General features: G+C 68.6%; 30 protein-coding genes. 26 read left to right on the top strand and 4 right to left on the bottom strand.

The genetic code is table 11. From position 1 onward, the window contains the following. Positions 1–87 precede the first annotated feature (87 nt). From H0487_RS03885 to H0487_RS03770, 24 genes are all read left to right on the top strand, one after another. A complete protein-coding gene (locus H0487_RS03885) occupies positions 88–1,059 on the top strand; it encodes a hypothetical protein (protein WP_183092918.1) in 972 nt (323 codons plus the stop codon). Between the two features lie 81 nt (positions 1,060–1,140). Then, entirely contained in the window at positions 1,141–1,335 is a 195-nt protein-coding gene (locus H0487_RS03880; protein WP_183092942.1) for a hypothetical protein, read from the top strand. A gap of 88 nt (positions 1,336–1,423) precedes the next feature. After that, positions 1,424–2,077, top strand: a complete 654-nt coding sequence (locus H0487_RS03875) for a helix-turn-helix domain-containing protein (RefSeq protein ID WP_183092917.1) — start codon at positions 1,424–1,426, stop codon at positions 2,075–2,077. A 466-nt stretch (positions 2,078–2,543) separates the two neighbouring features. Continuing rightward, positions 2,544–3,017, top strand: coding sequence for a phage terminase small subunit (locus H0487_RS03870; protein WP_183092916.1), 474 nt, complete (start codon positions 2,544–2,546; stop codon positions 3,015–3,017). Then, on the top strand, positions 3,007–4,554 hold the full coding sequence (locus H0487_RS03865; protein WP_183092915.1) for a terminase large subunit domain-containing protein: 1,548 nt from the start codon (positions 3,007–3,009) through the stop codon (positions 4,552–4,554). The genes H0487_RS03870 and H0487_RS03865 overlap by 11 nt, the downstream gene beginning before the upstream one ends. 26 nt (positions 4,555–4,580) lie before the next feature. Further along, positions 4,581–4,754 carry a hypothetical protein gene (locus tag H0487_RS03860; protein WP_183092914.1) on the top strand — a complete coding sequence of 58 codons (174 nt, stop codon included), beginning with the start codon at positions 4,581–4,583 and terminating at the stop codon, positions 4,752–4,754. Then, complete coding sequence (locus H0487_RS03855; RefSeq protein WP_183092913.1) at positions 4,754–6,109, top strand: phage portal protein; 1,356 nt, start codon at positions 4,754–4,756, stop codon at positions 6,107–6,109. Before H0487_RS03860 ends, H0487_RS03855 begins: the two co-directional genes overlap by 1 nt. After that, positions 6,109–6,861, top strand: coding sequence for an HK97 family phage prohead protease (locus H0487_RS03850; protein WP_183092912.1), 753 nt, complete (start codon positions 6,109–6,111; stop codon positions 6,859–6,861). Before H0487_RS03855 ends, H0487_RS03850 begins: the two co-directional genes overlap by 1 nt. Positions 6,862–6,864: 3 nt before the next feature. Next, positions 6,865–8,088 (top strand): phage major capsid protein, encoded by a 1,224-nt coding sequence (locus tag H0487_RS03845; protein ID WP_183092911.1) that lies wholly within the window; start codon positions 6,865–6,867, stop codon positions 8,086–8,088. Positions 8,089–8,171: 83 nt separating this feature from the next. Next, a complete protein-coding gene (locus H0487_RS03840; RefSeq protein ID WP_183092910.1) occupies positions 8,172–8,570 on the top strand; it encodes a hypothetical protein in 399 nt (132 codons plus the stop codon). After that, positions 8,563–8,928 (top strand): hypothetical protein, encoded by a 366-nt coding sequence (locus H0487_RS03835; RefSeq protein WP_183092909.1) that lies wholly within the window; start codon positions 8,563–8,565, stop codon positions 8,926–8,928. The genes H0487_RS03840 and H0487_RS03835 overlap by 8 nt, the downstream gene beginning before the upstream one ends. A gap of 3 nt (positions 8,929–8,931) precedes the next feature. Beyond that, positions 8,932–9,474 carry a head-tail connector protein gene (locus H0487_RS03830; RefSeq protein ID WP_183092908.1) on the top strand — a complete coding sequence of 181 codons (543 nt, stop codon included), beginning with the start codon at positions 8,932–8,934 and terminating at the stop codon, positions 9,472–9,474. 1 nt (position 9,475) lies between these two features. Next, positions 9,476–9,940: a hypothetical protein gene (locus tag H0487_RS03825; RefSeq protein ID WP_183092907.1), complete on the top strand. Its 465-nt coding sequence runs from the start codon at positions 9,476–9,478 to the stop codon at positions 9,938–9,940. 64 nt (positions 9,941–10,004) lie between these two features. Further along, positions 10,005–10,349, top strand: a complete 345-nt coding sequence (locus H0487_RS03820; RefSeq protein WP_183092906.1) for a hypothetical protein — start codon at positions 10,005–10,007, stop codon at positions 10,347–10,349. 3 nt (positions 10,350–10,352) lie between these two features. Continuing rightward, on the top strand, positions 10,353–11,396 hold the full coding sequence (locus tag H0487_RS03815; RefSeq protein ID WP_183092905.1) for a phage tail tube protein: 1,044 nt from the start codon (positions 10,353–10,355) through the stop codon (positions 11,394–11,396). Positions 11,397–11,398: 2 nt separating this feature from the next. After that, positions 11,399–11,863: a hypothetical protein gene (locus H0487_RS03810; RefSeq protein ID WP_183092904.1), complete on the top strand. Its 465-nt coding sequence runs from the start codon at positions 11,399–11,401 to the stop codon at positions 11,861–11,863. After that, a complete protein-coding gene (locus tag H0487_RS03805; RefSeq protein WP_183092903.1) occupies positions 11,863–12,243 on the top strand; it encodes a hypothetical protein in 381 nt (126 codons plus the stop codon). The genes H0487_RS03810 and H0487_RS03805 overlap by 1 nt, the downstream gene beginning before the upstream one ends. A gap of 5 nt (positions 12,244–12,248) precedes the next feature. After that, positions 12,249–12,413, top strand: coding sequence for a hypothetical protein (locus H0487_RS03800; protein ID WP_183092902.1), 165 nt, complete (start codon positions 12,249–12,251; stop codon positions 12,411–12,413). Continuing rightward, positions 12,406–14,292 (top strand): phage tail protein, encoded by a 1,887-nt coding sequence (locus H0487_RS03795; protein WP_183092901.1) that lies wholly within the window; start codon positions 12,406–12,408, stop codon positions 14,290–14,292. Before H0487_RS03800 ends, H0487_RS03795 begins: the two co-directional genes overlap by 8 nt. Further along, positions 14,289–16,316 carry a hypothetical protein gene (locus tag H0487_RS03790; protein ID WP_183092900.1) on the top strand — a complete coding sequence of 676 codons (2,028 nt, stop codon included), beginning with the start codon at positions 14,289–14,291 and terminating at the stop codon, positions 16,314–16,316. Before H0487_RS03795 ends, H0487_RS03790 begins: the two co-directional genes overlap by 4 nt. Before the next feature lie 14 nt (positions 16,317–16,330). Next, the gene (locus H0487_RS03785) at positions 16,331–16,798 is read left to right on the top strand and encodes a hypothetical protein (protein WP_183092899.1); all 468 of its coding nucleotides are present in this window, start codon (positions 16,331–16,333) and stop codon (positions 16,796–16,798) included. Beyond that, on the top strand, positions 16,798–17,121 hold the full coding sequence (locus tag H0487_RS03780) for a hypothetical protein (RefSeq protein ID WP_183092898.1): 324 nt from the start codon (positions 16,798–16,800) through the stop codon (positions 17,119–17,121). The genes H0487_RS03785 and H0487_RS03780 overlap by 1 nt, the downstream gene beginning before the upstream one ends. Before the next feature lie 146 nt (positions 17,122–17,267). Further along, positions 17,268–17,918, top strand: a complete 651-nt coding sequence (locus tag H0487_RS03775; RefSeq protein ID WP_183092897.1) for a hypothetical protein — start codon at positions 17,268–17,270, stop codon at positions 17,916–17,918. After that, a complete protein-coding gene (locus tag H0487_RS03770) occupies positions 17,915–18,589 on the top strand; it encodes an endonuclease/exonuclease/phosphatase family protein (RefSeq protein WP_183092896.1) in 675 nt (224 codons plus the stop codon). The genes H0487_RS03775 and H0487_RS03770 overlap by 4 nt, the downstream gene beginning before the upstream one ends. Here H0487_RS03770 and H0487_RS03765 read toward each other — a convergent pair. Continuing rightward, complete coding sequence (locus H0487_RS03765) at positions 18,586–18,732, bottom strand: hypothetical protein (protein WP_183092895.1); 147 nt, start codon at positions 18,730–18,732, stop codon at positions 18,586–18,588. The two genes, H0487_RS03770 and H0487_RS03765, sit on opposite strands and share 4 nt — an antisense overlap. A gap of 47 nt (positions 18,733–18,779) precedes the next feature. Here H0487_RS03765 and H0487_RS03760 point away from each other — a divergent pair, with 47 nt between their 5' ends. Together H0487_RS03760 and H0487_RS03755 are read left to right on the top strand one after the other, a co-directional pair. Then, on the top strand, positions 18,780–19,064 hold the full coding sequence (locus H0487_RS03760; protein WP_183092894.1) for a hypothetical protein: 285 nt from the start codon (positions 18,780–18,782) through the stop codon (positions 19,062–19,064). Between the two features lie 89 nt (positions 19,065–19,153). After that, a complete protein-coding gene (locus H0487_RS03755; RefSeq protein WP_183092893.1) occupies positions 19,154–19,336 on the top strand; it encodes a hypothetical protein in 183 nt (60 codons plus the stop codon). Positions 19,337–19,418: 82 nt separating this feature from the next. On the opposite strand, the gene H0487_RS03750 is transcribed toward H0487_RS03755, so the two are convergent. The 3 genes from H0487_RS03750 to H0487_RS03740 all read right to left on the bottom strand — a co-directional run bounded on the left by H0487_RS03750 (position 19,419) and on the right by H0487_RS03740 (position 20,515). After that, the gene (locus H0487_RS03750; RefSeq protein WP_183092892.1) at positions 19,419–19,646 is read right to left on the bottom strand and encodes a hypothetical protein; all 228 of its coding nucleotides are present in this window, start codon (positions 19,644–19,646) and stop codon (positions 19,419–19,421) included. A gap of 4 nt (positions 19,647–19,650) precedes the next feature. Further along, positions 19,651–19,884, bottom strand: coding sequence for a hypothetical protein (locus H0487_RS03745; protein WP_183092891.1), 234 nt, complete (start codon positions 19,882–19,884; stop codon positions 19,651–19,653). 64 nt (positions 19,885–19,948) lie between these two features. After that, positions 19,949–20,515 carry a hypothetical protein gene (locus H0487_RS03740; RefSeq protein WP_183092890.1) on the bottom strand — a complete coding sequence of 189 codons (567 nt, stop codon included), beginning with the start codon at positions 20,513–20,515 and terminating at the stop codon, positions 19,949–19,951. Between the last annotated feature and the right edge of the window lie 12 nt (positions 20,516–20,527).

Raw genomic sequence — 20,527 nt, 5'->3', positions numbered from 1 at the left:
AACTGAATTTTCTCATCCGCAGGTGCAAGGCCGACGCACCCCAGGGGTGGACATGTCCACCCCTGTCCACCCCCAGGAGGGACGACCTTGAGCTGCTACCGGATCGCGCGCGACCAACCCCGTCTGGTTCGCAACCGCCACGACCCCGTGGCCTGCCCGATGGTCGGCTGGCATCCGCCTCTCGCCTGGGACTGCGACGGCTGCCAGCCCTGCACCCGACCCCACTGCAGCACCTGCGACCGCGAGCACGTCACCGACCTCACCTGCCCCAACTGCATCAGCGAGATCCGTACCAACATCGAGCGCATCGTCGAACTGACCGGCCTCCCCCTCGTCGACGAGCTCCTGACGCGCGGCAACCGATCAGAGGCCGCCCACCTCCTCGGGCCCACCGCCCACGTCAAGCAGTGGCAGCAGCGACGCAAGCACGGCTACCGCAACCACCGCGACGACGTCGTCGGCCTGGACCACCCGCTCTGGGTCCTCGGCGTCTGGGACCTGATGATCACCGAGCACTACGGCCACATCCGCACGGCCAACGTCACTGTGACGACGGCGGCCGACTACATCAAGCGCAACCTCAGCGACCTCGCCCAGGACCCCCTGATCGACTTCCCCGCGTTCGCCGGCGAGATCGCCCAGTGCAAGACCCACCTCGAGACGGTGCTCCGCGCCGACGAGCAGGTCGAGCGCGCTGCACCGTGCGTGAAGTGCGGCACCCACCTGGTCAAGGCCGAGCGCGGCTACCGCTGCACCCGGTGCCACGACGACCTCACCGAGAACCAGTACCACCTCGCTGTGAAGGCGGCGCACATCAAGCACGCCGACCGCCTCAACGCCGACGACCTCGCCCAGCGGATCGGCGTCCCTGCCTCGACGATCCGGTCGTGGGCGAGCGTCATGCGCGTGCAGCGGAAGGGCGAGCAGGCGGTCGAGCTCGCGCCGCTGATCCGGTCGTGCGGCCGGGACGGTGGCAACCGGAAGGTCTACCGGGTGGCCGACGCCGTAGCGATCCGGGACGCGGGCGGGGACCATCGCCGGGCTGCCCGGTCGGCCTGAGTGTCAAGCCTTCTGCCCCTTGTCATTTGACAAGGGGACGTGCTAAGATGGACTTGTCTACAAGAAAGGAGGTAGCCCACAATGGACAAGCAGACCAAGAAGGTCGTCGAGGCACTGGAAGAGCAGGGCTTCGAGGTCCGAATCTCCAAGAAGCAGCACATCATCGTGACGCTCGACGGACGACTCGTGACCACGATGTCCGGCACCGCCAGCGACCACCGCGCAATCAGGAACGCGATTGCACAGGCAAGGCGCGCAGGGTTCCGCTGGCCCTAGGCCAACGGACGAAGAGGACCGGGAGCACAGATATTGCTCCCGGTCCTCGGGACCCTCACCACATCGGATGAGAACCGAGGACCGGAACATGAAGATGCACACCACCACCGTCGAGCTCGCAACACGCGACCAGCTCACCGACGATCAGCTCGACCAGCTGATGACCAACCTCAGCACACTGCACCCCGCGATCGGCACCTCGGCCCGCGGCTGGCTCGAGGTCACCGTGACCCTGCCTGCCGAGCACGTCGGGCAGGCCGTCACCCTCGCAGTCGCAGCGATCGAGCAGGCCGCAGGACATCCCACCGTCGCGGTCACCTCGATGACCGAGGCCGAGGCCGACGCCCGCGAAGGATGGGAGGACAGCCCGTCAGACCTCGTGTCTGTCAGCCAGGCCGCCGAGATCCTCGGCGTCTCCCGTCAGGCGGTACTCGACCGGATCAGCCGGCACACCCTCCCCGCCGAGAAGGTCGGCAAGGGCTACACGATCCCCCGCGCCGCCCTCACCTCCAAGGCCGACGGATTCGCCACGCTGCAGACCGCAATCCGCAACCTCGCCGAGCGCCAGCCGCAGGTCGGCACCGCCGAGAATCTCAAGGCCTTGCGCGAAATCAACGCGTCTCTGGCCCTCGCCAAGGCTCGCCCCCAGGCGAACGCCGAGTTCCTCGAAGCGCTCAAGAAGATCAGCAAGACCCTCGCAACGATGAACGCCATCGTCCCCGACGAGCATCGAACAACCTGATATCGTCAGCAACGAAGGGGCGGTGCACTCTGCCCCCCAGCCGACCCGGACCAGATATCTGCTGGCCCGGGTCGCTGCATGTCCGGGGGTGAACGCCGATGCCCAAGCCCGGCACCACCACCGACCGCGGCTACGGACCCGAACACCGCGCACTCCGAGACGACTGGGCACGCGAGCTCAAGAAGGTCGGCTCACTCCCCTGCGCCAGGTGCGGCCAGCCCATCCACCACGGCGACAACTGGGACCTCGGCCACACCGACGACCGCACCGCCTACCACGGACCCGAACACCAGCGGTGCAACCGCGCAGACGGCGGCCGACGCCGACACCGCCCCCCCACACCCGTGCGACGAACCCTCTGACCCCGGGGGCGGGCCAACCACGTAAGGACCACACCGCGAGGACCCCAGCACCTGGGTGTGTCGCGGTGTGTACGGGTCTGGGGGATCTGAGGGAGGGCTGAGGCATGGCAGGTCGCGGCCCGGCTCCGAAGGATCCGAACGAGCGGCGGCGGCGGAACGCTGGCGGCGGGTCGACGTCGATCGAGGCGCGGCCGGCGGCTCAGCCGGACCTGCCGGAGTTCAACGTGGTCACCAAGAAGGGTGACGCGATGACGGTCGAGCCGTTCGCGTGGCCGGAGCGGACGCGGGACTGGTGGCGGATGTGGGGCGAGTCCCCGCTGACGGAGAACTACGGCTCGACCGACTGGGACTTCCTGCTGGACACGGCGTTGATCCACGCTCGGTTCTGGCAGGGCGACACTTCGCAGGCGCCCGAGCTGCGGCTCCGGGTCGCGAAGTTCGGCGCGACGCCCGAGGACCGGGCGCGTCTGAAGATCGAGTTCACCCCGGCGCCCGGGTCGCCGGCACCGTCCCGGCCGTCGAGCGCGTCGAAGGCGCGGAAGCAGCGTGTGCTGCGAGCGGTGGGCGATGACGAGTAGCCCGTCGCTCGGCTGGGCGGCGATCAGCTGGATCGAGCACTACCTCGTTCACGGGCCGGGCGATGTTCAGGGCCAGCCGATCGAGCTCGATGACGAGTTCGCCGCCTTCATCGTGAAGGCGTACCGGGTCAACCCGAAGACCGGCGCCCGGGTCGTGCGCCGCGCGTTCCTCTCGCGGGCGAAGGGCCGGAGTAAGTCTGGGCTCGCGGCATTCATCGAGGCGTTCGAGGCGCTGGGCCCGTGCCGGTTCGACCACTGGGCCGAGTCGGGCGAGGTGTCGGCCTGGGGCTACGAGTACGAGCCCGGCGAGCCGGTCGGCAAGCCGCTCGAGTACGTCGAGATCCTCAACGTCGCGACCGAGGAAGGTCAGGCGGGCAACACCTACGACGCCGTCTATTACGTGCTCCACGCGGACACGTGCTCGGACGCGCTGCTCGAGGACTACGGCCACCTCGACGTCGGGCTGACCAGGATCAACCTGCCGAACAGCCGCGGGTTCATCGAGCCGGTCACGGCGTCGAACGAGTCGAAGGACGGCGGCAAGTCGACGTACATCGTCGCCGACGAGACGCACCTGTGGATCCCGCCCCGGTCGGGAAAGTTCAAGCTCGGGAAGATGCACCAGACGATGGTGCGGAACCTGCTCAAGCGGAAGATCGCGTCGGGCTGGATGCTCGAGACGTCGACGATGTACGGCGAGGGCGAGGGCTCGGTCGCGGAGGGAACGCACCAGTACGCCAAGGCCCTCGCGACCGCCGGTCAGGCTGACGGCAAGCTGCTGTTCGACCACGTGCAGGCGTCGGAGAAGTGGAACCTCTCCAAGAGGTCCGAGCGACTGAAGGCGCTCCGCGAGGCCTACGGGCCGGCAGCGGCGTGGATGGACCTCGACGCGATCGCCGACTACTGGGACGACCCGCAGGCGTCGGAGGCGGACTTCCGTCGGTTCTTCCTGAACCAGCCTGTGCCGATCGAGAAGCCGACGCTCTCGGTGCTGCCCGGCTGGCCGAACCTCTTGGCCGACCACCCCGGCTCTCCGCTCGCGGCGATCGGGCTGGCGGTGTCGATCGGCGGCGAGTGGGGCTCGATCGCTCAGGCCGACCGGTACGGCGACGACATGCTCAACCTCGACGGGCAGGAGCGGCGCCGTGGCTCGGCGTGGCTGGTCGGCGAGGCGAAGCGGATCCAGTCCGAGCACGGCTGCCGCGTGGTGGTCGACGAGAAGTGCCCGGACGCGACCCTGCTCCCGGCGCTCGAGGCGGCCGGTGTCGAGGTGACCGTGATGAAGATCGACGGGTACGTCGCCGCCTGGTCGGAGATCACGAACCGTGTCCGCGAAGCGCGGGTCACCCATCAGGCCAACGAGCTGCTCGACGAGGCCGTGCTCGCCGCGAAACTCCGCGAGATCGGCGATGGCCGCAAGGTGCCTGGTCGCCGCGCGTCTGCCGGTGACATCGACATGTTGGAAGCCGCGTGCGCAGCCACGCACGGCGCGCTGAACGCGCCCGTCGAGCGGGAACCCCTCGGCGCCTTCGGCTGACGCCCCCACGATCCTCAGGAGGTCCGATGTTGCGTGAGCTCCTGCTCGCCCTGGTGCTGGTGGCGGCGCTGGGCCTGGTCGTGACCGGCCTCGCGCTGCTGTCTGTGCCGCTCTCCTTTGTCGTGGCCGGGGTCGGCGTGGCCGGGATCGGGTTCCTGTTCCTGACCGAGGTCGAGACGACTGAGGCGGACGACGCCTGATGCGCCGCTCGCAGCGGGTCCTGGTCCGGCGGAAGTCGTTCAGCCAGCCGGCGTTCTGGTCCTCGGACGCGCAGTCGGCGTCGACCGCGCTGTTCAACGGGCCGATGTACGACCGCGAGCGGATCGCCAACGACTTCGAGGGCTACATCCAGTCGGCCTTCAAGGACAACGGCGTCGTCTTCAGCATCATGCTCGCGCGGATGGCGCTGTTCACCGAGGCGCGGTTCGCCTGGCGGCAGTTCGTCAACGGGCAGGCCAAGTCGCTGTTCACGAACGAAGAGCTCGGGATCCTCGAGCGGCCGTGGCCCGGCGGTACGACGGGCGACCTGCTCGGCAGGATGATCCAGGACGCCGACCTGGCGGGCAACGCCTACCACACGATGGTCGACGATCACGGTCGGTTCGGGGCGTCCGCTGCCGGGCCGTCGCGGCGCATCGCGCGGATGCGGCCGGACTGGGTGTCGATCATCCTCGGGTCGCGGTCGGGCAACCTGCGCGACCTCGACACCCGCCCGCTCGGCTACCTCTACGCGCCGCCGGAGGCCGAGAAGGTGCTCCTCCTCCCGAACGAGGTGTCGCACTTCTCCCCCATCCCGGACCCCGAGGCGCGGTTCCGCGGCATGTCGTGGCTGACCCCGGTGCTCCGCGAGATCAAGGCCGACAAGGCCGCGTCGAAGCACAAGCTCAAGTTCTTCGAGCAGGGCGCGACGATCTCGACGGTCGTGTCGCTCGACAAGGAGATCACCCCGGAGAAGTTCGAGGCGTTCGTCGCGAAGATGCGGGCGCAGACCGAGGGCGTCGACAACGCCTACCGGACGCTCTACCTGGGCGGCGGCGCCGACGTCACGCTCAACGGGTCGTCGATGAAGGAACTCGACTTCAAGGCGACCCAGGGTGCGGGCGAGACGCGGATCGCGTCGGCCGGCGGCGTGCACCCCGTGGTCGTCGGACTGTCGGAGGGGCTGCAGGGTTCGTCGCTCAACGCGGGCAACTTCGAGGCCGCGATCCGGTTCACCGCCGACAAGACCATCCGCCCCCTGTGGCGCAACGCGTCGGGCAGTCTCGAGCGGCTCCTCAAGCCGCCGCCGGGCAAGGGCGTGTCGCTCTGGTACGACGACCGCGACGTCGCGTTCCTGCGGGACAACTCCAAGGACGTCGCCGAGATCCAGGCCCAGCAGGCTTCGACCGCGAAGTCGCTGCTCGACGGCGGGTTCACCCCGGAGTCGGTCATCGAGTTCCTCGACACCGGCAGCCTCACCGTCCTGAAGCACTCCGGCCTGTACTCCGTCCAGCTGCAGAAGCCCGGCGCCGGCGAACTTCCGCCTGCGCCCGACCCGTCACCCGAGGAGGCGTGATGCACAAGACCATCAGCGGGGTCACCATCAAGGACGCCGACAAGGGCCAGGTGTCCGCGGTGTTCTCGACGTTCAACGTCATCGACAAGGACGGCGACCTCACGCTGCCCGGTGCGATCAAGGACGGCACCGAGGTCGTGATCTCGGCCTACGGCCACCAGTCGCACTACGGCGCGCTGCCGGTCGGCAAGGGCGTCATCCGGACCACGAAGACCGAGGCGATCCTCGAGGGCGAGTTCTTCATGGACACCACCCACGGCGCGGACGCGTTCAAGGTCGTCAAGAGCCTGAGTGAGTCCGACCTCCAGGAGTGGTCGTACTCGCTGAACAACGTCACCCGCAAGAGCGTCGAGCAGGACGGTCAGCGGTACTGGGTGATCGAGGACATCGGCCTTATCAAGGAGGTCTCTCCGGTCCTGATGGGCGCAGGCGTGAACACGCGCACGCTCGTCGCCAAGGGCCTCAAGTTCAACGAGGAAGGCGACGCGGTCGTGGCCGTCGTCAAGTCCTACCTCGATCGCGCGGGCGAGGTCATGGCCCTCCGTGGCGCGAAGGGTCGCACCCTCAGCGACGAGTCGAAGTCCCACATCGAGGACCTCGAGGAGCTGCTGGTCAAGGCGCGCGACCTGCTCACCGCCGACTCGGCACCCGCCGAGGAGGACATCCCCGAGGAGACGCTCGCTAAGGCTCAGGACGCGTTCGCCGCGTGGCTGCGCAACGAGTGCGCTCCCAATCTCGCCAAGGAGGCGTGACCCATGACCGCAACGATTCCGGAGTTCCCGGCCCTCAAGGAGGCCCGCGGCAAGCTCGAGGCCAAGCAGGACGAGCTGGGCTCGATCTTCAAGGAGGCGGGGCCCGACCTCGACTTCTCCAAGGTCAAGAGCGTGTCCGGCGCGGCCGACAGCAAGGCCGTCGCCGACTACGTGCTCGAGCTGAACGGCGCGTGCACCGACCTCGCGAAGGAGGTCGAGAATCTGGTCGCGATCCACAAGGCGGCCGAGGCCAACGCCGGCCGCGCCGAGAAGGGCGTCGAGCAGGGCTCGACCGACCTGGGCGGCGGGACCGTGAAGTCCTTCGGCCAGCTCTTCACCGAGTCCGAGGCGCGGAAGATGAAGGGCCGCGAGAGCGAACTCGACATCGACCTGAAGACCCTGATGACCACCGACGCCGGCTGGGACCCGGAGGTCACCCGGACCGGCAAGGTGGTCGACAAGGCCGTGCGTCCGATCCAGGTTCTCGACCTGATCCCGACCACGCCGACCAGCCAGGCCGCGGTGAAGTACATGGAGGAGACCACCTTCACGAACAACGCCGCGGAGCGCGCCGAGGGCGGCGCCTACGGTGAGGCCGCGCTGGTCCTCACCGAGCGCACCGCGATCGTCGAGTCGATCGGCGTGTGGCTGCCGGTCACCGACGAGCAGCTCGAGGACGAGGCGCGGGCCCAGGCCTACGTCAACAACCGTCTGCCGTTCATGGTGCGTCAGCGCCTCGACGGCCAGGTCCTCGTCGGCGACGGTTCGACCCCGAACCTGCGCGGCGTGCTGAACGCCAGCGGCCTGCAGACCCAGGCCAAGGGCGCCGACCCGGTGCCGGACGCGGTCTACAAGGCCATGACCAAGGTCCGGGTCACCGGCCGGGCGCTGCCCGGGGCGTACATCACGCACCCGAACGACTGGCAGGACGTCCGCCTGCTCCGCACCGCGGACGGCATCTACATCTGGGGCTCGCCCTCGGAGGCCGGCCCGGAGCGGATCTGGGGCCTGCAGGTCGTCCAGTCCGACGCGCTCACGGAGAACACCGGCGTCGTCGGTGACTTCGCGAACTTCTCCGAGCTCGCGATCCGTCGCGGTGTCGAGGTGAAGGTGACCGACGCGCACTCGGACTTCTTCGTCAACGGCAAGCAGGCCATCCGCGCCAACATCCGGGCCGCGATGGTCTGGTACCGCGGCGCCGCGTTCTGCACGGTCACCGGCATCTGACCGACGGACCAAGCCTCGGGGGCGTCCCGGCCACTGGTCGGGGCGCCCCTGGGTGCCAACCCCCACCCCGAAGGAGAGACTCCATGGGCAAGATCGAAGGAACCACCCGCGTCAAGACCGTCGAGGCGCTGTACGACTTCGCGGTCGATGGCGGCGCTGTCGGCACGATCACGCTGCGGGGTGACAACTCGATCCCCTCGGGGTCGGTCATCACCGGCGGCTACATCGACATCGAGACGTCGTGCGCGTCGGCCACCGGCACTATCGCCGTCCAGGCCGAGGCCGCTGGCGACATCCTCGCCACCTCGCTCGAGGCCGCGCTCACCGCCGGCCGCAAGTCCGTCATCCCCGCCGGTACCGGCGCGACGACGGTCAAGACCACTGCCGAGCGGAACGTGAAGATCGTGATCGCCACCGCGGCGTTCACGGCCGGCAAGTTCCGCGTCGTCCTCTTCTACAAGTGGGGGGCTGACCATGCCTGACGGATACCGCCTCTGGCGCACCGCTGACGGCGACCTGGTGCCCGACGAGCACCCGGACGCGGAGACGCTCGCCTACGGCACTGGTGACCCGCTGAAGCCCGAGGACGCCGACAACGTCCGCGACCTCGGCGCGGTCGAGATCGAGGGCGTGCTCGTCGCCGACGAGCCCCTCGCCGGCGCGGGCGAGGCCGTGAACGCAGAGACCGGCGAGGTCACTCCGGCCGGTGAGCCGCTCCCCGAGATCGAGGGCGACGGCGAGCAGCTGCCCGCGGCGGACGCTGACGCTGACGCGGAGAAGGTCGTCGACGAGGTCACTCCGAAGACGACCACGACCACGCCGCGCAAGCGGAAGGCCTGATCCATGAGCACCGTCTCGCTCGACGCCGTCAAGGTCCACCTCAACATCCCGGCCGACAAACTCACGCACGACACCGAGCTGCAGGTCTTCATCGACGCCGCCGAGTCGGCCATCGGTGAGCGGGTCGGACCCTTGGCGGCCGTCGAGCGGACGGTGCGGATCACCCCGTACCCGCGCACCCTGCGGGTTCCCTCGCCCGCGGCCGCGTTCACCGCGGTCGTCGACGCCGACGGCTCCGCCGTTGCGGTCGCCGATCTCCGCGTCGACGCGGCCTCCGGGCTCGCCTACTACCTCGACGGCAGTGCCTTCACGAGCCGCTGGTACGACGTGACCTACATGCACGGATACGACCCGTGCCCGGCCGACCTGGTCCTCGCCGTCAAGGAGATGGTCCGGCACCTCTGGGCGACCCAGACCGGACCCGCCCGGCGCCCGGGATCGACAGCCTCGAACGAGATGTCGAACACCGTGCCTGGTGCCGCGTTTATGTTCCCGTTTCGGGTGTCGCAGCTGATCGCCCCGCACATGCCCCAGTTGGTCGGCTGACGTGGGCACCACTGTCGTCTACGACCTGATCGACACCCTCTACGAGCGATGGACCGCTCTACTCGAGGACACGGTGACCGTTTTCGACGGCGACGGCCTCGACGACAGCGGCGACAACTTCCTCATGGTCGGCTGGGACGACCCCGACAACGACCGCGGCAACAGCGCCGAAGCGCGCCAGGCATGGCACGGACTCGGCGCCCAGACCCGCGAGGAGGAAGGCACGCTGACCTGCCTCCTCATCTGCTGTGACGGCGGTAACGACATCACGACCGCCCGCGCCGCGGCGAAGCAGATCACCGACCTGATCGAGGCGGACCTACGTTCGGACCCGAGTCTCGGCAACGTCGTCACCGGCCTGCAGTGGGTCGGCTACGGCACCCGCTCCGACCTGAAGCAGTGGCTCTCCGACCGCGGCGCGGTCGCGCAACTGGTGTTCGAGATCGCGTTCAAGGCCCGCATCTGACCTACCCACCCGCCAGCCCGCCACCACACGGCGGGCTGTTCGCCGCGCCCCGAAGGAGCACCCCGTGGCCGTCATCAAGAACATCACTCCGGACGCCCTGTCCCTGTTCAACACGGGCGCGCCCCCGGTCTACCCGGGCGACGAGGTCGAGATCTCCGACGAGAAGTTCGTCGGCCTCGCCTGGTCCTCCGACACATGGGAGATCGTCGTCCCGCCGGCCGTCGACGGCGTCGTCTCGGTGCCGCTCGACGACGCCACCCTCTACCTCCCCGAGGACGAGGTCCCCGAGCCCGAGGTGATCCCCACCCCGGTCCCCGCCCCCTTCGACGAGGGCGAGCCCGTGATCCCCGACCCGCCGCAGGGCGACGAGGTCGACACCGACGACACCGACGACACCCCGGAGGACTGACCCATGACCACTGGAACCGGAATCGACGCCCAGCTCGGCTACCGGCTCGAGACGACCGTCGGCACCGAGGTCACGCCGAACAAGTTCCTCGAGTTCAACAGTGAGGGCCTGGACTTCGACCCGACGTGGCTCGAGCCGACCGGCATCCGCACGGGTCAGAAGTTCAAGAACAACACGCGCCTCGCGCAGTCGCTCAAGAAGGTCGCGGGCCCGATCGACGTGCCCTACGCCTTCCGCACGATGGGCGGCTTGTGGAAGGCCGCCATCGGCTCGTCGGTCACCACGCCCACGCTCGTCGGCCCGGCGGCCGCGTACAAGCAGGTCCACCAGTCCGGAGACCTGCTCGGCAAGTCGCTCACCGTCCAGGTCGGCCGGCCCGAGGCGCACGGCTCCCAGGCCATCCGGCCGCACACCATCCGCGGCGCCAAGGTCACCGACTGGGAGTTCTCCTGCTCGGACTCCGCAGGGGCCAAGCTGGTGCTCGGCCTCGACGGCTGGGACGAGACGACCGCGACCGCCCTCGCGGCGGCGTCGTTCGTGTCGGACTCGACGAACGGCGAGTTCAACTTCACCCACTGCTCGGCATTCTCGCTGGGCGGCACCATCGGCGGCACGACCGAGCTCACCTACACCGGTGGCACCGCGGTCGCGACGATCGTCAAGGGCATCACGATCAAGGGCGACAACGCCCTCGACGTCGAGCGGTACGGGCTCGGCAACGCTGGCCTGAAGAAGGAGCAGCTCGAGGGCGGCGTCCCGGTCATCACGATCACCCTCGACGCCGAGTACAACCAGGCCGAGTTCTACACGCCGTTCAAGGCTGGGACCGCGACCTCGCTGCTGTGCCGGTTCGAGGCCTCGACCATCGAGACGACCTACAAGAACACCATCGAGTTCATCGTCCCCGTGGCGCGGATCAAGAAGGTCACCCCGCAGGTGTCCGGTCCCGAGGTCGTCAAGGCCCAGGTCGAGCTCGAGGTGTACGCCAACGCCACGAACAACCCGTTCCAGGTGCTGCTGATCAGCCAGGACTCGGTCGCGATCTGATCATGGTCGACGACTTCGAGATCCGGTCGGAGGACGTCGAGAACCTCGTCCGCAAGATCCGCACGCACGCCGACGCGAAGGGCTTGCGGCGGGAGCTGTTCCGGGGCCTGAACAGCGTGACGAAGGACATCCGCGGGCAGATGATCGAGGTCATCCCCGCCGCGCTGCCGCGTCGCGGCGGGCTCGCGGAGCAGGTCGCCGGGGCGACTCGGGCGTCGACTTCAGCGAAGGCAGGCCGCTACGCGGGCGTCTCGATGCGGTTTTCGGCGCGCGGCCACGACCTCCGGACCCTCACCGGGAAGAGGCTCCGCCACCCGCTGTTCGGTCACCGCGGCCACTGGTTCGACCAGACCGCGGGCGTCGAACCGGCGGTCTTCACGGGCGAGTTCGACAAGCAACTCCCCGACGTTCAGCGCGCCATCCGCGGCGTGCTCGAGGACATCGCACGAGAGGTAACGAACATCTGATGGCTGCGATCCTGCAGATCACCTACAAGCCCGACGGCGGTTCGCCGCGCGAGTGGACGGTCGACATCGAGAACCCGGCCTGGGACGTCCGGTCGAAGACCGAGGAGGTCACCGACTGGCCGTGGGCCGAGTTCCGCTCCCGGCTGATGAAGGAGTCGGGGAAGGCTGAGGCCGCGCTCCTGTGGGTGCTCCGGAAGCGGGACGAGCCGAAGCTGCAGCTCGAGGCCGTCATGCCCGACTCGGGAGAGGTGACGTACTCGGTCCAGTGCTCGGACTGCAAGCAGTGGGCCAGCACCGAGGACGACGACGACCACGAGTGCCCGGCGCCGGCGAAGGAAGACAACGCGGTCGAGGGGACTGACGTCGACCCGGAAGCCTGACGCTCGTGCAGCAGGTCCGCGTCTACGGACCGCTGCTCGAGCACCTCGGCGGTTGGTATCCGTGGCGCCTTGAGCGCATGTCCACGCAGGAAGTCCGCGCACGACTCGCGTTCGCGAAGGACTACGAGCGGCAGATGAGCCGCAACTACGAGGAGGTCGAGCATGGCTAGCACCTCGGTCGTCTTCGACATCCTCGCCCGCGACCGGGCCTCCGACAAGTTCGACCGACTCGGCAACAGCGCCGACCGGTCGAACAGCAAGCTGTCGAAGCTCGGCGGCGTCGCTAAGACCGCGGCCAAGACGGGCGTCCTCGCGATCGCAGCTGGGTCGATCATCGCTGGCAAGGCCCTGTTCGACATGACGAAGGGCGCGATCGAGGACCAGGCGGCACAGACCAAGCTCGCGACCGCGCTGAAGAACAACACGGGCGCGACCAAGACGCAGGTCGCCGCCGTCGAGGACTGGATCTCGGCGCAGGGCAAGGCGCTCGGGATCACCGACGACGAGCTGCGGCCCGCGCTCGGACGCCTCGCCCAGGCGACCAAGGACGTCGACGAGGCTCAGAAGCTCACCGCGCTGTCGATGGACGTCGCCGCGGGGTCCGGCGCCTCCATGGACTCGGTGAGCAAGGCGCTCACGAAGGCGTACAACGGCAACGTCGCGGGGCTAGCGAAGTTCGGGATCAAGACCAAGAACGCCGCCGGCGAGACGATCTCGTTCGAGGAGGCTCAGAAGCGCCTCGCGCGCACGTTCAAGGGCCAGGCCGAGAAGAACGCCAACACCCTGTCGGGCAAGATGCAGCGGCTCAAGGTGATGCTCGCCGAGGCCGGTGAGGAGATCGGCGCGAAGCTGATCCCCGTCGTCACCAAGATGGCCGACTGGTTCCTGAAGAAGGGCCTCCCGGCCATCGAGGCGTTTGGTCGCTACCTCGGCGAGAAGGTCCCCCCGATCTTCGACCGCATCCGCGGCGTGATCGACAAGTTCAGCGGCGACGGATCAGGCAAGCTGGCCGGGTTCGTCGCTGACGTGAAGGGCATCTTCTCCGACGGCATCGCGATCCTGCAGAACCTCTGGCGGCTGTTCGGCGACAACATCGTCCGGTTCCTGAAGTCGACCTTCGCCAACGTCAAGACCGTCCTCTCGGGGGCATTCGACGTCATCAAGGGCGGGTTCAAGACCGTCTCCGCGCTCCTCAAGGGCGACTGGAAGAAGGCCTGGGACGGCATCAAACTCATCGTCCGTGGCGCCGGGAAGATCGTCGTCGGCCTCGTGCGGCAGCTCTTCAACCTCGTCAAGTTCGCGTTCAAGAACGCCGGGGTGATCCTGAAGAAGACGTGGTCGGTGATGTGGGAGGGCATCAAGATCCTCGCCAAGAAGGGCGCCGACTGGCTGCGCGACAAGATCCGCGAGCTGCCTGGCGCCATCAAGGCCTTGGCCGGGAAGTTCCGCGACGCCGGCTCGTCGATCATGTCGAAGCTGTGGGACGTCGTGAAGGACAAGGCTCGCGACGGCGCCGACTTCATTGTGGACAAGATCCGCGAGATCCCGGGCAAGATCCGGGGCCTGGTCGACAAGTTCAAGGAGGCCGGAGGCGCACTGATCGGCGGCATCGCCAAGGGCATCCAGAACGCCGCCGGGTTCGCCTCCGACTTCGCCGGTCAGATCTGGTCGGCCGTGAAGGGGGCTATCAACAGCGGCATCGACCAGCTCAACAACCTGCTCGAGTTCGACTTCAAGGTCAAGGGCATCGGGATCTCGGTCAACGCCCCGGATATCGGGCACCTGGCGAGGGGCACGAACCACTGGCGCGGCGGCCTGACGGTCGTCGGCGAGGAGGGCCCCGAGCTGGTCAACCTCCCCCGCGGGTCGCAGGTCCACACGGCGGCAGCTACCCGGGCGATGGCCGCGGGGCTCGGGGGCGGGTCGGGGCAGCCGCTTGTCGTGCAGCTGGTGCTGCCCAACGGACGGGTGATCGAGCAGATCCTGATCGAGCACCAGCGCACCACGGGCCGTCCGCTGCAGGTGAAGACGTTGGGGCCGGCGGCGTGAGCGGCGACTACTCCAACTTCCCGTCGCCCACGGTCGACGTTGGCACCCGCGGGACGGACACGCCGCTGACGACAACCGCGTCGATCACGTGGATCAGCGCCAACGACGACGTCGAGGTGCAGGACGCCATCCAGATCGACTTCGGTCGCCAGAACGAGATCTCGCAGGCCGACCCGAACGTGTGCACCCTGACGTTCGCGGCCTCGGAGTTCAAGGTCGACGCGTCGGGGCCCTACGCGAAGATCACTCCCTCGAACGCCCTGATCGGGGTAGGGGTGCCGCTGCGGGTCCGGGCGCAGCCGAACGGCCAAGCGGTACGTAACCGGTTCGTCGGCTACATCGAGTCAATCACTCCGGTGTGGCCGTCGGGGAACCTCGACACGGGCCTGCGGATCCAGGTGCGGGCGTCGTCCCGGCTGGCATGGATGGGTCGGGCGAAGTCGCTGCAGGACCGGACGTCGGCGGCGATCCTCGCCCTGGGGGCGACGTCGTACTGGCCGATGACCGAGTCGACCGAGTCGAACGACGGTACGGTGAAGTCGTCGCCGCCGTGGCACGAGTTCGACGACCAGCCTCGGATCTGGGTCCGTGCCTCTGGCGAAGACAAGGCGACCAAGGGCGCGTTCGCGAAGACCCCGAACGAGGAGTGGGGCGCGTCTCCGGACGGGCTCAAGGTCGCTGCGTTCAAGCCCGTCCCCGCTGGGGACTCTCACCTGTCGGCCCAGGTCCGCAAGATGCCGGTCATCTCCTCGACGGCCGCGTGGTCGGTGACGATGATTGCGCGACTCGGCCGCACGGAGCGCACCGAATCCGCCGAGTTCTTGCCGTTCACCCTGCACAGCGACGCCGACTTCCAGTTCAACGGGAACCCCCGCTACGTGTTCGCCTGGAACGCCTACCAGAAGAACGCCGAGTGGGAGATCTACGCGATCAACGGCGGCTCCACCGACATCGTCCAGGTCGCTGCGCCCGGCATCCGCGACACCGAGTGGCACCTGTTCACGCTGACCTCAGGCGGTGGCGCGACTCCGACCCTGCGGGCCTACTACGACGACGAGCTGGTTGCCACGCTCTCGGTCGCCAGCGGCGGCTTCACCCTCCGGCAGATCGGCGTCGGCGAGAGCACCTACTTCGACGTCGACGGCAAGCCGGTCGACCTCAAGCACGAGTTCGGCCGGCTCGCCATCTGGAACGGCACCCGCCTGACCGACAGTCAGGTCGCAAGCCTCTACGACGACATCGTCAACCAGGACGGCGAGGGCGACACCGTCACCCAGCGGTTGCAGCGGTGGGCCGAGTACGCGGGGTATCCCACCAGCCAGATCACGATCACCTCGCCGGGCGACACCCCGCTTCTGCCGCAGCCTCCGGTCGGCACCGCGCTCGCCCTGATGCAGGACGTCGCGACCACCGACGGTGGGTTCCTGTTCGACCGCCGCAACGGCAACATCCGCTACCTCGGTCCGCTGGTCCGCACGACCGCGAGTACGGCGTCGATCGCCCTCGACGCCTCGGTGTCAGAGCCGGGCAACCTCGCCGTGACCGCGGACACCAGCGAGGTCGTCAACCAGGTGACCGTGAAGGCCGCTGACGAGTCCGAGACGGTCGTCCGTGAGGACGCGGCCTCGATCGCCCTGATCGGCTACAACGCCCAAGAGCACACCCTCATCACTGCGTCCCAGCCGCACCTGCGCGAACGCGCCGACTGGCTGCTCTACAAGTTCGGCAACCCGGTCCCCCGGATGCCCGCGATCACCGTGTCGGTCACCTCGCTGTCGTCCGGAAAGCAGGCACAGCTGCTGTCGGAGTCGTTCGAGCCCGGGTCGCTCGTGACGCTGTCGAACATCCCGACTGCGATCAACGGTGTTCCGACGTCCTGCTACCTCGAGGGCATGACCGAGGTCTATGGACCCGGGACCTGCGAGGTGACCCTCTACGTCTCTGACGCGTCGGCCGAGGCCGCGACCTTCCTCCTCGACGACACCACCCGCGGCGACCTCAACAGCGCCTACGTCATCGGCTGACAGGAGCACCACCCGTGGCCTACTCCACTCCCCCGACCTTCACGGCCGGGAACACGCTCACCGCCGCCGAGCTCAACGCGTACCTGCGGGACAACTTCAAGGCGCTCGGTGACGCGTGGACCTCCTACACGCCGACGACGACGAACATCACCCTCGGCAACGGCACGCTGTCGGCGGCCTACGTGTCGGTCGGAAAGATGACGTTCTTCCGGATCAAGTTCACCCTCGGCTCGACGTCGGCCATCACCGGAGCGCCGACATTCACGCTCCCCGCGACCGCGACCGCGACCCGCACGATCAACGCCCAGCTGCTGATGTACGACACCTCGGCGAACACCTTCAAGGGCGGCTGGGCGTTCAACAACACCACGACCACCGTCGTGCTCCGCGACGATGCTTCCGCGGTCCTCTCCTCCACCGCGCCGTTCACCTGGGCCACTGGCGACGAGATCGTCATCACCGGAACCTACGAGGCCGCCTGATGTCCGAGCCCTACTCCCCGCCCGAGCTCGGGCGAGCCGTGGAGCGAATCGAGCTCGACATCCGCGAGATCAAGAACGACGTCAAGAGCCAGTCCACCGTGTTCGTCACTCGTGGTGAGTTCGAGGCGTGGCGACTGAGCAACGACCGCGAGGTCCGCGACATCAAGGCGGCGCTGGCTGAGGGGCTCGCGGCGATGCGAACCGACCTCGGCGGGATCCGGCAGGACTTGAAGAACTCCTCGCCGCAATGGTGGGTCATCGCCGCGCTCGGATGCTCAGGCGTCGGGCTGATGGTCTCCCTGATCATCGCGGTCACGGGCTGATCCGATGGGCGGCGAGTTCGTGCCGCCCATCCCCCGCGACCCGGCGTGCCACTCCTGCCCCCATCCGCACCACATCCTCCCGTGCGACTGGTGCCTGTGCGCCAGCGACTTCGCGCCCGGGATCGACACCGCCCTTGGAGGCTGACATGCCCACCGTGATCCAGCGTGGCTTCGACTCCTCGGGCCGCGCCATCAAGGCCTCCGTAGCGTTCTGGACGGCCTGGGACGACGCCTGCGAGGCGCTCGGGTTCACCCCGACGATCGTGCAGGGCGGCTGGGTCGGCGACGGCGGCGCGAGCGCATCGGCAGACACCCACGACGGCGACGCCCTCGACTTGCGCCTATGGGACCGCACCGAGGACGAGCGGCGGCAGATGGTCCGCACCCTGCGATCGCATGGCTTCGCCTATTGGGAGCGATACGAGTCCCAGGGCTTCGACCTGCACGCCCACCTCGTGCCCGGACCCTGGGCGCACCCCTCGCCCGGCGCTCTGCGGCAGTGGCAGGCGTACCTCGACAGCCGTGACGGCCTCGCCGGCAACGCAGCCGACTACCACTGGCGCCCCGACCCGATCGTCACCGAACCACCCGAGGAGGACCCGATGGCCGACTACGCCGAGCAGCTGGACCGCATCGAGAAGAAGGTGGCTGACCTCGCCGCCGCTGAGGTCGAGCGCGACAAGGCCGACAAGGACCGCGAGCGACGCCTGTTCGCCAACCTCCGCGTCATCCTCAAGGAACGGTTCGGCAGCACCGACGCCGAGCTCGACGAGATCCTGGGGCACCTCGAGCCGTGACCGGCGTCGCTACTGCCAACCTCGGCAACCGCCCCGACGCCGCCGTCCTCGCTGGCCTGCACTCGCTCGCACTCCGGGCCGACGTGTTCGGCCTCCAGGAGTGCGGCGACCGCCTCAAGATCCTCGGGCGGTTCTGCACCGCGACCGGCTGGGAGTGCTGGACGGGCGACGAGGAAGGCTCCGCGTCGACGCCGGTCCTATGGAACCCCAAGGCCGTCGAGGTCAGCCGCCAGGGAACGCGACCCGCGACCGAGGCCACCAACACCGGCCGCCTCGGCGCCGGGCCCGACGTCGTCAAGGCGAAGGTCTGGAACCACGCCCGCGTCCACGCACCCGGCGAGGATCCCTTCGTCCTCATCAACGGCCACCTCCCCGCCAGCCTCTACCTCCCGCGTCGCCGCGCCCTGGCGAAGAAGCAGATCGCCGACCTGGCCGACATGGTCGAGCGCCGCGAGGACCGCATCGACGTCGTCGTGGTCGGCGACATGAACGCTCGGCCCAACGCGCTCGTCCTCAAGCCGCTGCGCCGCTTCGGGATGAAGCAGCGCACCCACCAGCCGACCCACGGGCGCCGCACCATCGACCACGTCTGGACGCTCGGTGTCTCCGGGCGGGTCGAGGTCGTGAGCTTCCCAAGCGACCACCGCGTACCGATCATGACGACTCGCTAGTCGAGCGGATCGAACAGGCCCACTCCCTCGAGGACAGAGTCCAGGCCGTCGCGAACCACGGCGGCTTCCGTCGCGACGATCCGCCCCTGGTCATCGATCGCAGCCGCGACAACACCGAGATCCGGGTCCACTGCAAGCCGCATTCGCACAACCGCCACTGTACGCCCGCCTTCCGATGCAAGGAGCAGTCATGAAGCACTACGCCAAGGCCGTCATTGCCGTCATCGGCGCGACGCTGACCGCCGTCCTGATCGCCTTCCCCGACGACCCCGACGTCCAGAAGTGGGGCGCGATCGTCTCCGCGTTCCTCACCGCGGTCGGCGTCTACCTCGTGCCGAACCTCGACCCCACCGGACGTCACCAGGGCGGGAGCGTCCAGCCGCCCGACCGTGGCGCCGGCGAGGCGCGACTGGTCCTGTGCGTCGCGGCTGGCGTCGGGCTGGCGCTCCTGCTCTACGTCCTGATCGTGCGGTAGTCAGCTGTGCTCGCCTGGCTGGGCGAGCTGCTCGGGCGGCTGATCCCCGACGACCTGTTCGACGTCGACCTCAGTGAGGACGACGACTGATGGCCTGGATCCCGCTCCTCGCGTCCTTGGCCGTCAACTACCTCCAGCACCGACGAGGACGCGCCACCATCTGCTCGGTCACCCGGCGCGTGCTGCCCCGGGCCGCGTTCGCCGCGCTGTGGGCTGCGGTAACGACCTATCTCGCTGTGCACGTCTGGCGCGGGTATAGGGCCTACGACTGAACGGCTAAGTGAGAATAGCGACGCCGCTGTTCTCACTTGTCGCCCCCGCTCTTCTCCGGGAGGGCGGGGGCTTTCGTCGTTTTCAAGCGTCGTCGTGGGCGCGCAGGCCGAGCAGCACCGCGAAGCCGACGGCGGCCACGAACGTCAGCACGCCGCCGACCCCGAGCAGCACCCAGCCGACCACCTCCAGCGCGCCACCCTCCGCGCTCGCCGCGCCGAACAGGGCGCACGCGAGGCCGATGCCCTGGGCGGCTAGGCCGAGGAGGAAGAACAGCCAGAGGTCCGAGGTGCCGCTGCGCGTCGTTGCCACGCGCTCAGTCCGACTGACGGGCGTGCATCCGCAGCCCCAGCGCGACGCCCGCCCCGATCACGCCGACAAGCGCGAGGAGTCCCCCGATCGAGGCGATGCCAGCTCCGACCAAGGCGATCAGGGTCTCGTCCTCGCTCCACGCTGCTCCGAACACCGCGCCACCGAACGCCTGGAGGACCAGGCCACACAGGATGTATGCGAACGGCGAGTCGCCGGGATCACTCTTCGCTGATGCCATGAGGGGAGGGTACGCACGAGCCGCCGGACTTCTATGCGACGCGCGTCGACGTGGCGCTGGTCGGTCACCGTGTCGTGTGGCTGCTTCCGTTCCAGCGGAACGCGCCATCGCGCCACTGGTAGTAGATCCACACCTGGATCACGCGACCACAGCCCGGATAGATGCGATCCCGCGTCCCCGGTCCGCGGTCGACCTGGCGTCCGCGGACATCGAACACCCGACGGATCTGCGCGATGGAGAGGTCTGTGTCGCCGACCCGTTCGATCTCGGTCGCGCTGGCGCAGCCGGGCGTGTCGGCCACCGACCGGGCGGGCTGGTCTCGGCAGCCACCGAAGTCCACGAACAGCGTGTTCCAGTCCTTCGACATCAAGCGCCAGGCGCCGCGCCGGTAGTGGAACTCGGCGGTCACCCAGGTCGATCGGCCGCGGATCTTCCACGCCAGGCCCCACTCGCCATTGAAGTACCAGCACCGCCCGTGGCCAACGTCCCAGGTGCGGCGGACGTCGGCGAGCGTGTCTCCGCGCTTCACCTGGCGGAACTCGGTGCGGGTCAACGTGCCGTCGACGGCGGCCGCGTGGGGAAAGATCGCCAGCAGCCAGGTGGTTAGCAAGACGGCGAGGGCGCGGCGCATGGCCGAAGGCTA

The sequence above is a fragment of the Nocardioides stalactiti genome, assembly GCF_014180715.1.
In the GTDB taxonomy this organism is placed as follows: domain Bacteria; phylum Actinomycetota; class Actinomycetes; order Propionibacteriales; family Nocardioidaceae; genus Nocardioides; species Nocardioides stalactiti.
This window is presented reverse-complemented; position numbering and strand designations above follow the sequence as displayed.

What these genes read in the sequence shown, in the direction of transcription:
- H0487_RS03880 (WP_183092942.1), top strand. Translation starts at nt 1,141, where the DNA reads ATGGACAAGCAGACCAAGAAGGTCGTCGAGGCACTGGAAGAGCAGGGC.
- H0487_RS03875 (WP_183092917.1), top strand. Translation starts at nt 1,424, where the DNA reads ATGAAGATGCACACCACCACCGTCGAGCTCGCAACACGCGACCAGCTC.
- H0487_RS03870 (WP_183092916.1), top strand. Translation starts at nt 2,544, where the DNA reads ATGGCAGGTCGCGGCCCGGCTCCGAAGGATCCGAACGAGCGGCGGCGG.
- H0487_RS03865 (WP_183092915.1), top strand. Translation starts at nt 3,007, where the DNA reads ATGACGAGTAGCCCGTCGCTCGGCTGGGCGGCGATCAGCTGGATCGAG.
- H0487_RS03860 (WP_183092914.1), top strand. Translation starts at nt 4,581, where the DNA reads ATGTTGCGTGAGCTCCTGCTCGCCCTGGTGCTGGTGGCGGCGCTGGGC.
- H0487_RS03855 (WP_183092913.1), top strand. Translation starts at nt 4,754, where the DNA reads ATGCGCCGCTCGCAGCGGGTCCTGGTCCGGCGGAAGTCGTTCAGCCAG.
- H0487_RS03850 (WP_183092912.1), top strand. Translation starts at nt 6,109, where the DNA reads ATGCACAAGACCATCAGCGGGGTCACCATCAAGGACGCCGACAAGGGC.
- H0487_RS03845 (WP_183092911.1), top strand. Translation starts at nt 6,865, where the DNA reads ATGACCGCAACGATTCCGGAGTTCCCGGCCCTCAAGGAGGCCCGCGGC.
- H0487_RS03840 (WP_183092910.1), top strand. Translation starts at nt 8,172, where the DNA reads ATGGGCAAGATCGAAGGAACCACCCGCGTCAAGACCGTCGAGGCGCTG.
- H0487_RS03835 (WP_183092909.1), top strand. Translation starts at nt 8,563, where the DNA reads ATGCCTGACGGATACCGCCTCTGGCGCACCGCTGACGGCGACCTGGTG.
- H0487_RS03830 (WP_183092908.1), top strand. Translation starts at nt 8,932, where the DNA reads ATGAGCACCGTCTCGCTCGACGCCGTCAAGGTCCACCTCAACATCCCG.
- H0487_RS03815 (WP_183092905.1), top strand. Translation starts at nt 10,353, where the DNA reads ATGACCACTGGAACCGGAATCGACGCCCAGCTCGGCTACCGGCTCGAG.
- H0487_RS03810 (WP_183092904.1), top strand. Translation starts at nt 11,399, where the DNA reads ATGGTCGACGACTTCGAGATCCGGTCGGAGGACGTCGAGAACCTCGTC.
- H0487_RS03805 (WP_183092903.1), top strand. Translation starts at nt 11,863, where the DNA reads ATGGCTGCGATCCTGCAGATCACCTACAAGCCCGACGGCGGTTCGCCG.
- H0487_RS03795 (WP_183092901.1), top strand. Translation starts at nt 12,406, where the DNA reads ATGGCTAGCACCTCGGTCGTCTTCGACATCCTCGCCCGCGACCGGGCC.
- H0487_RS03780 (WP_183092898.1), top strand. Translation starts at nt 16,798, where the DNA reads ATGTCCGAGCCCTACTCCCCGCCCGAGCTCGGGCGAGCCGTGGAGCGA.
- H0487_RS03775 (WP_183092897.1), top strand. Translation starts at nt 17,268, where the DNA reads ATGCCCACCGTGATCCAGCGTGGCTTCGACTCCTCGGGCCGCGCCATC.
- H0487_RS03765 (WP_183092895.1), bottom strand. Translation starts at nt 18,732, where the DNA reads ATGCGGCTTGCAGTGGACCCGGATCTCGGTGTTGTCGCGGCTGCGATC.
- H0487_RS03760 (WP_183092894.1), top strand. Translation starts at nt 18,780, where the DNA reads ATGAAGCACTACGCCAAGGCCGTCATTGCCGTCATCGGCGCGACGCTG.
- H0487_RS03755 (WP_183092893.1), top strand. Translation starts at nt 19,154, where the DNA reads ATGGCCTGGATCCCGCTCCTCGCGTCCTTGGCCGTCAACTACCTCCAG.
- H0487_RS03745 (WP_183092891.1), bottom strand. Translation starts at nt 19,884, where the DNA reads ATGGCATCAGCGAAGAGTGATCCCGGCGACTCGCCGTTCGCATACATC.
- H0487_RS03740 (WP_183092890.1), bottom strand. Translation starts at nt 20,515, where the DNA reads ATGCGCCGCGCCCTCGCCGTCTTGCTAACCACCTGGCTGCTGGCGATC.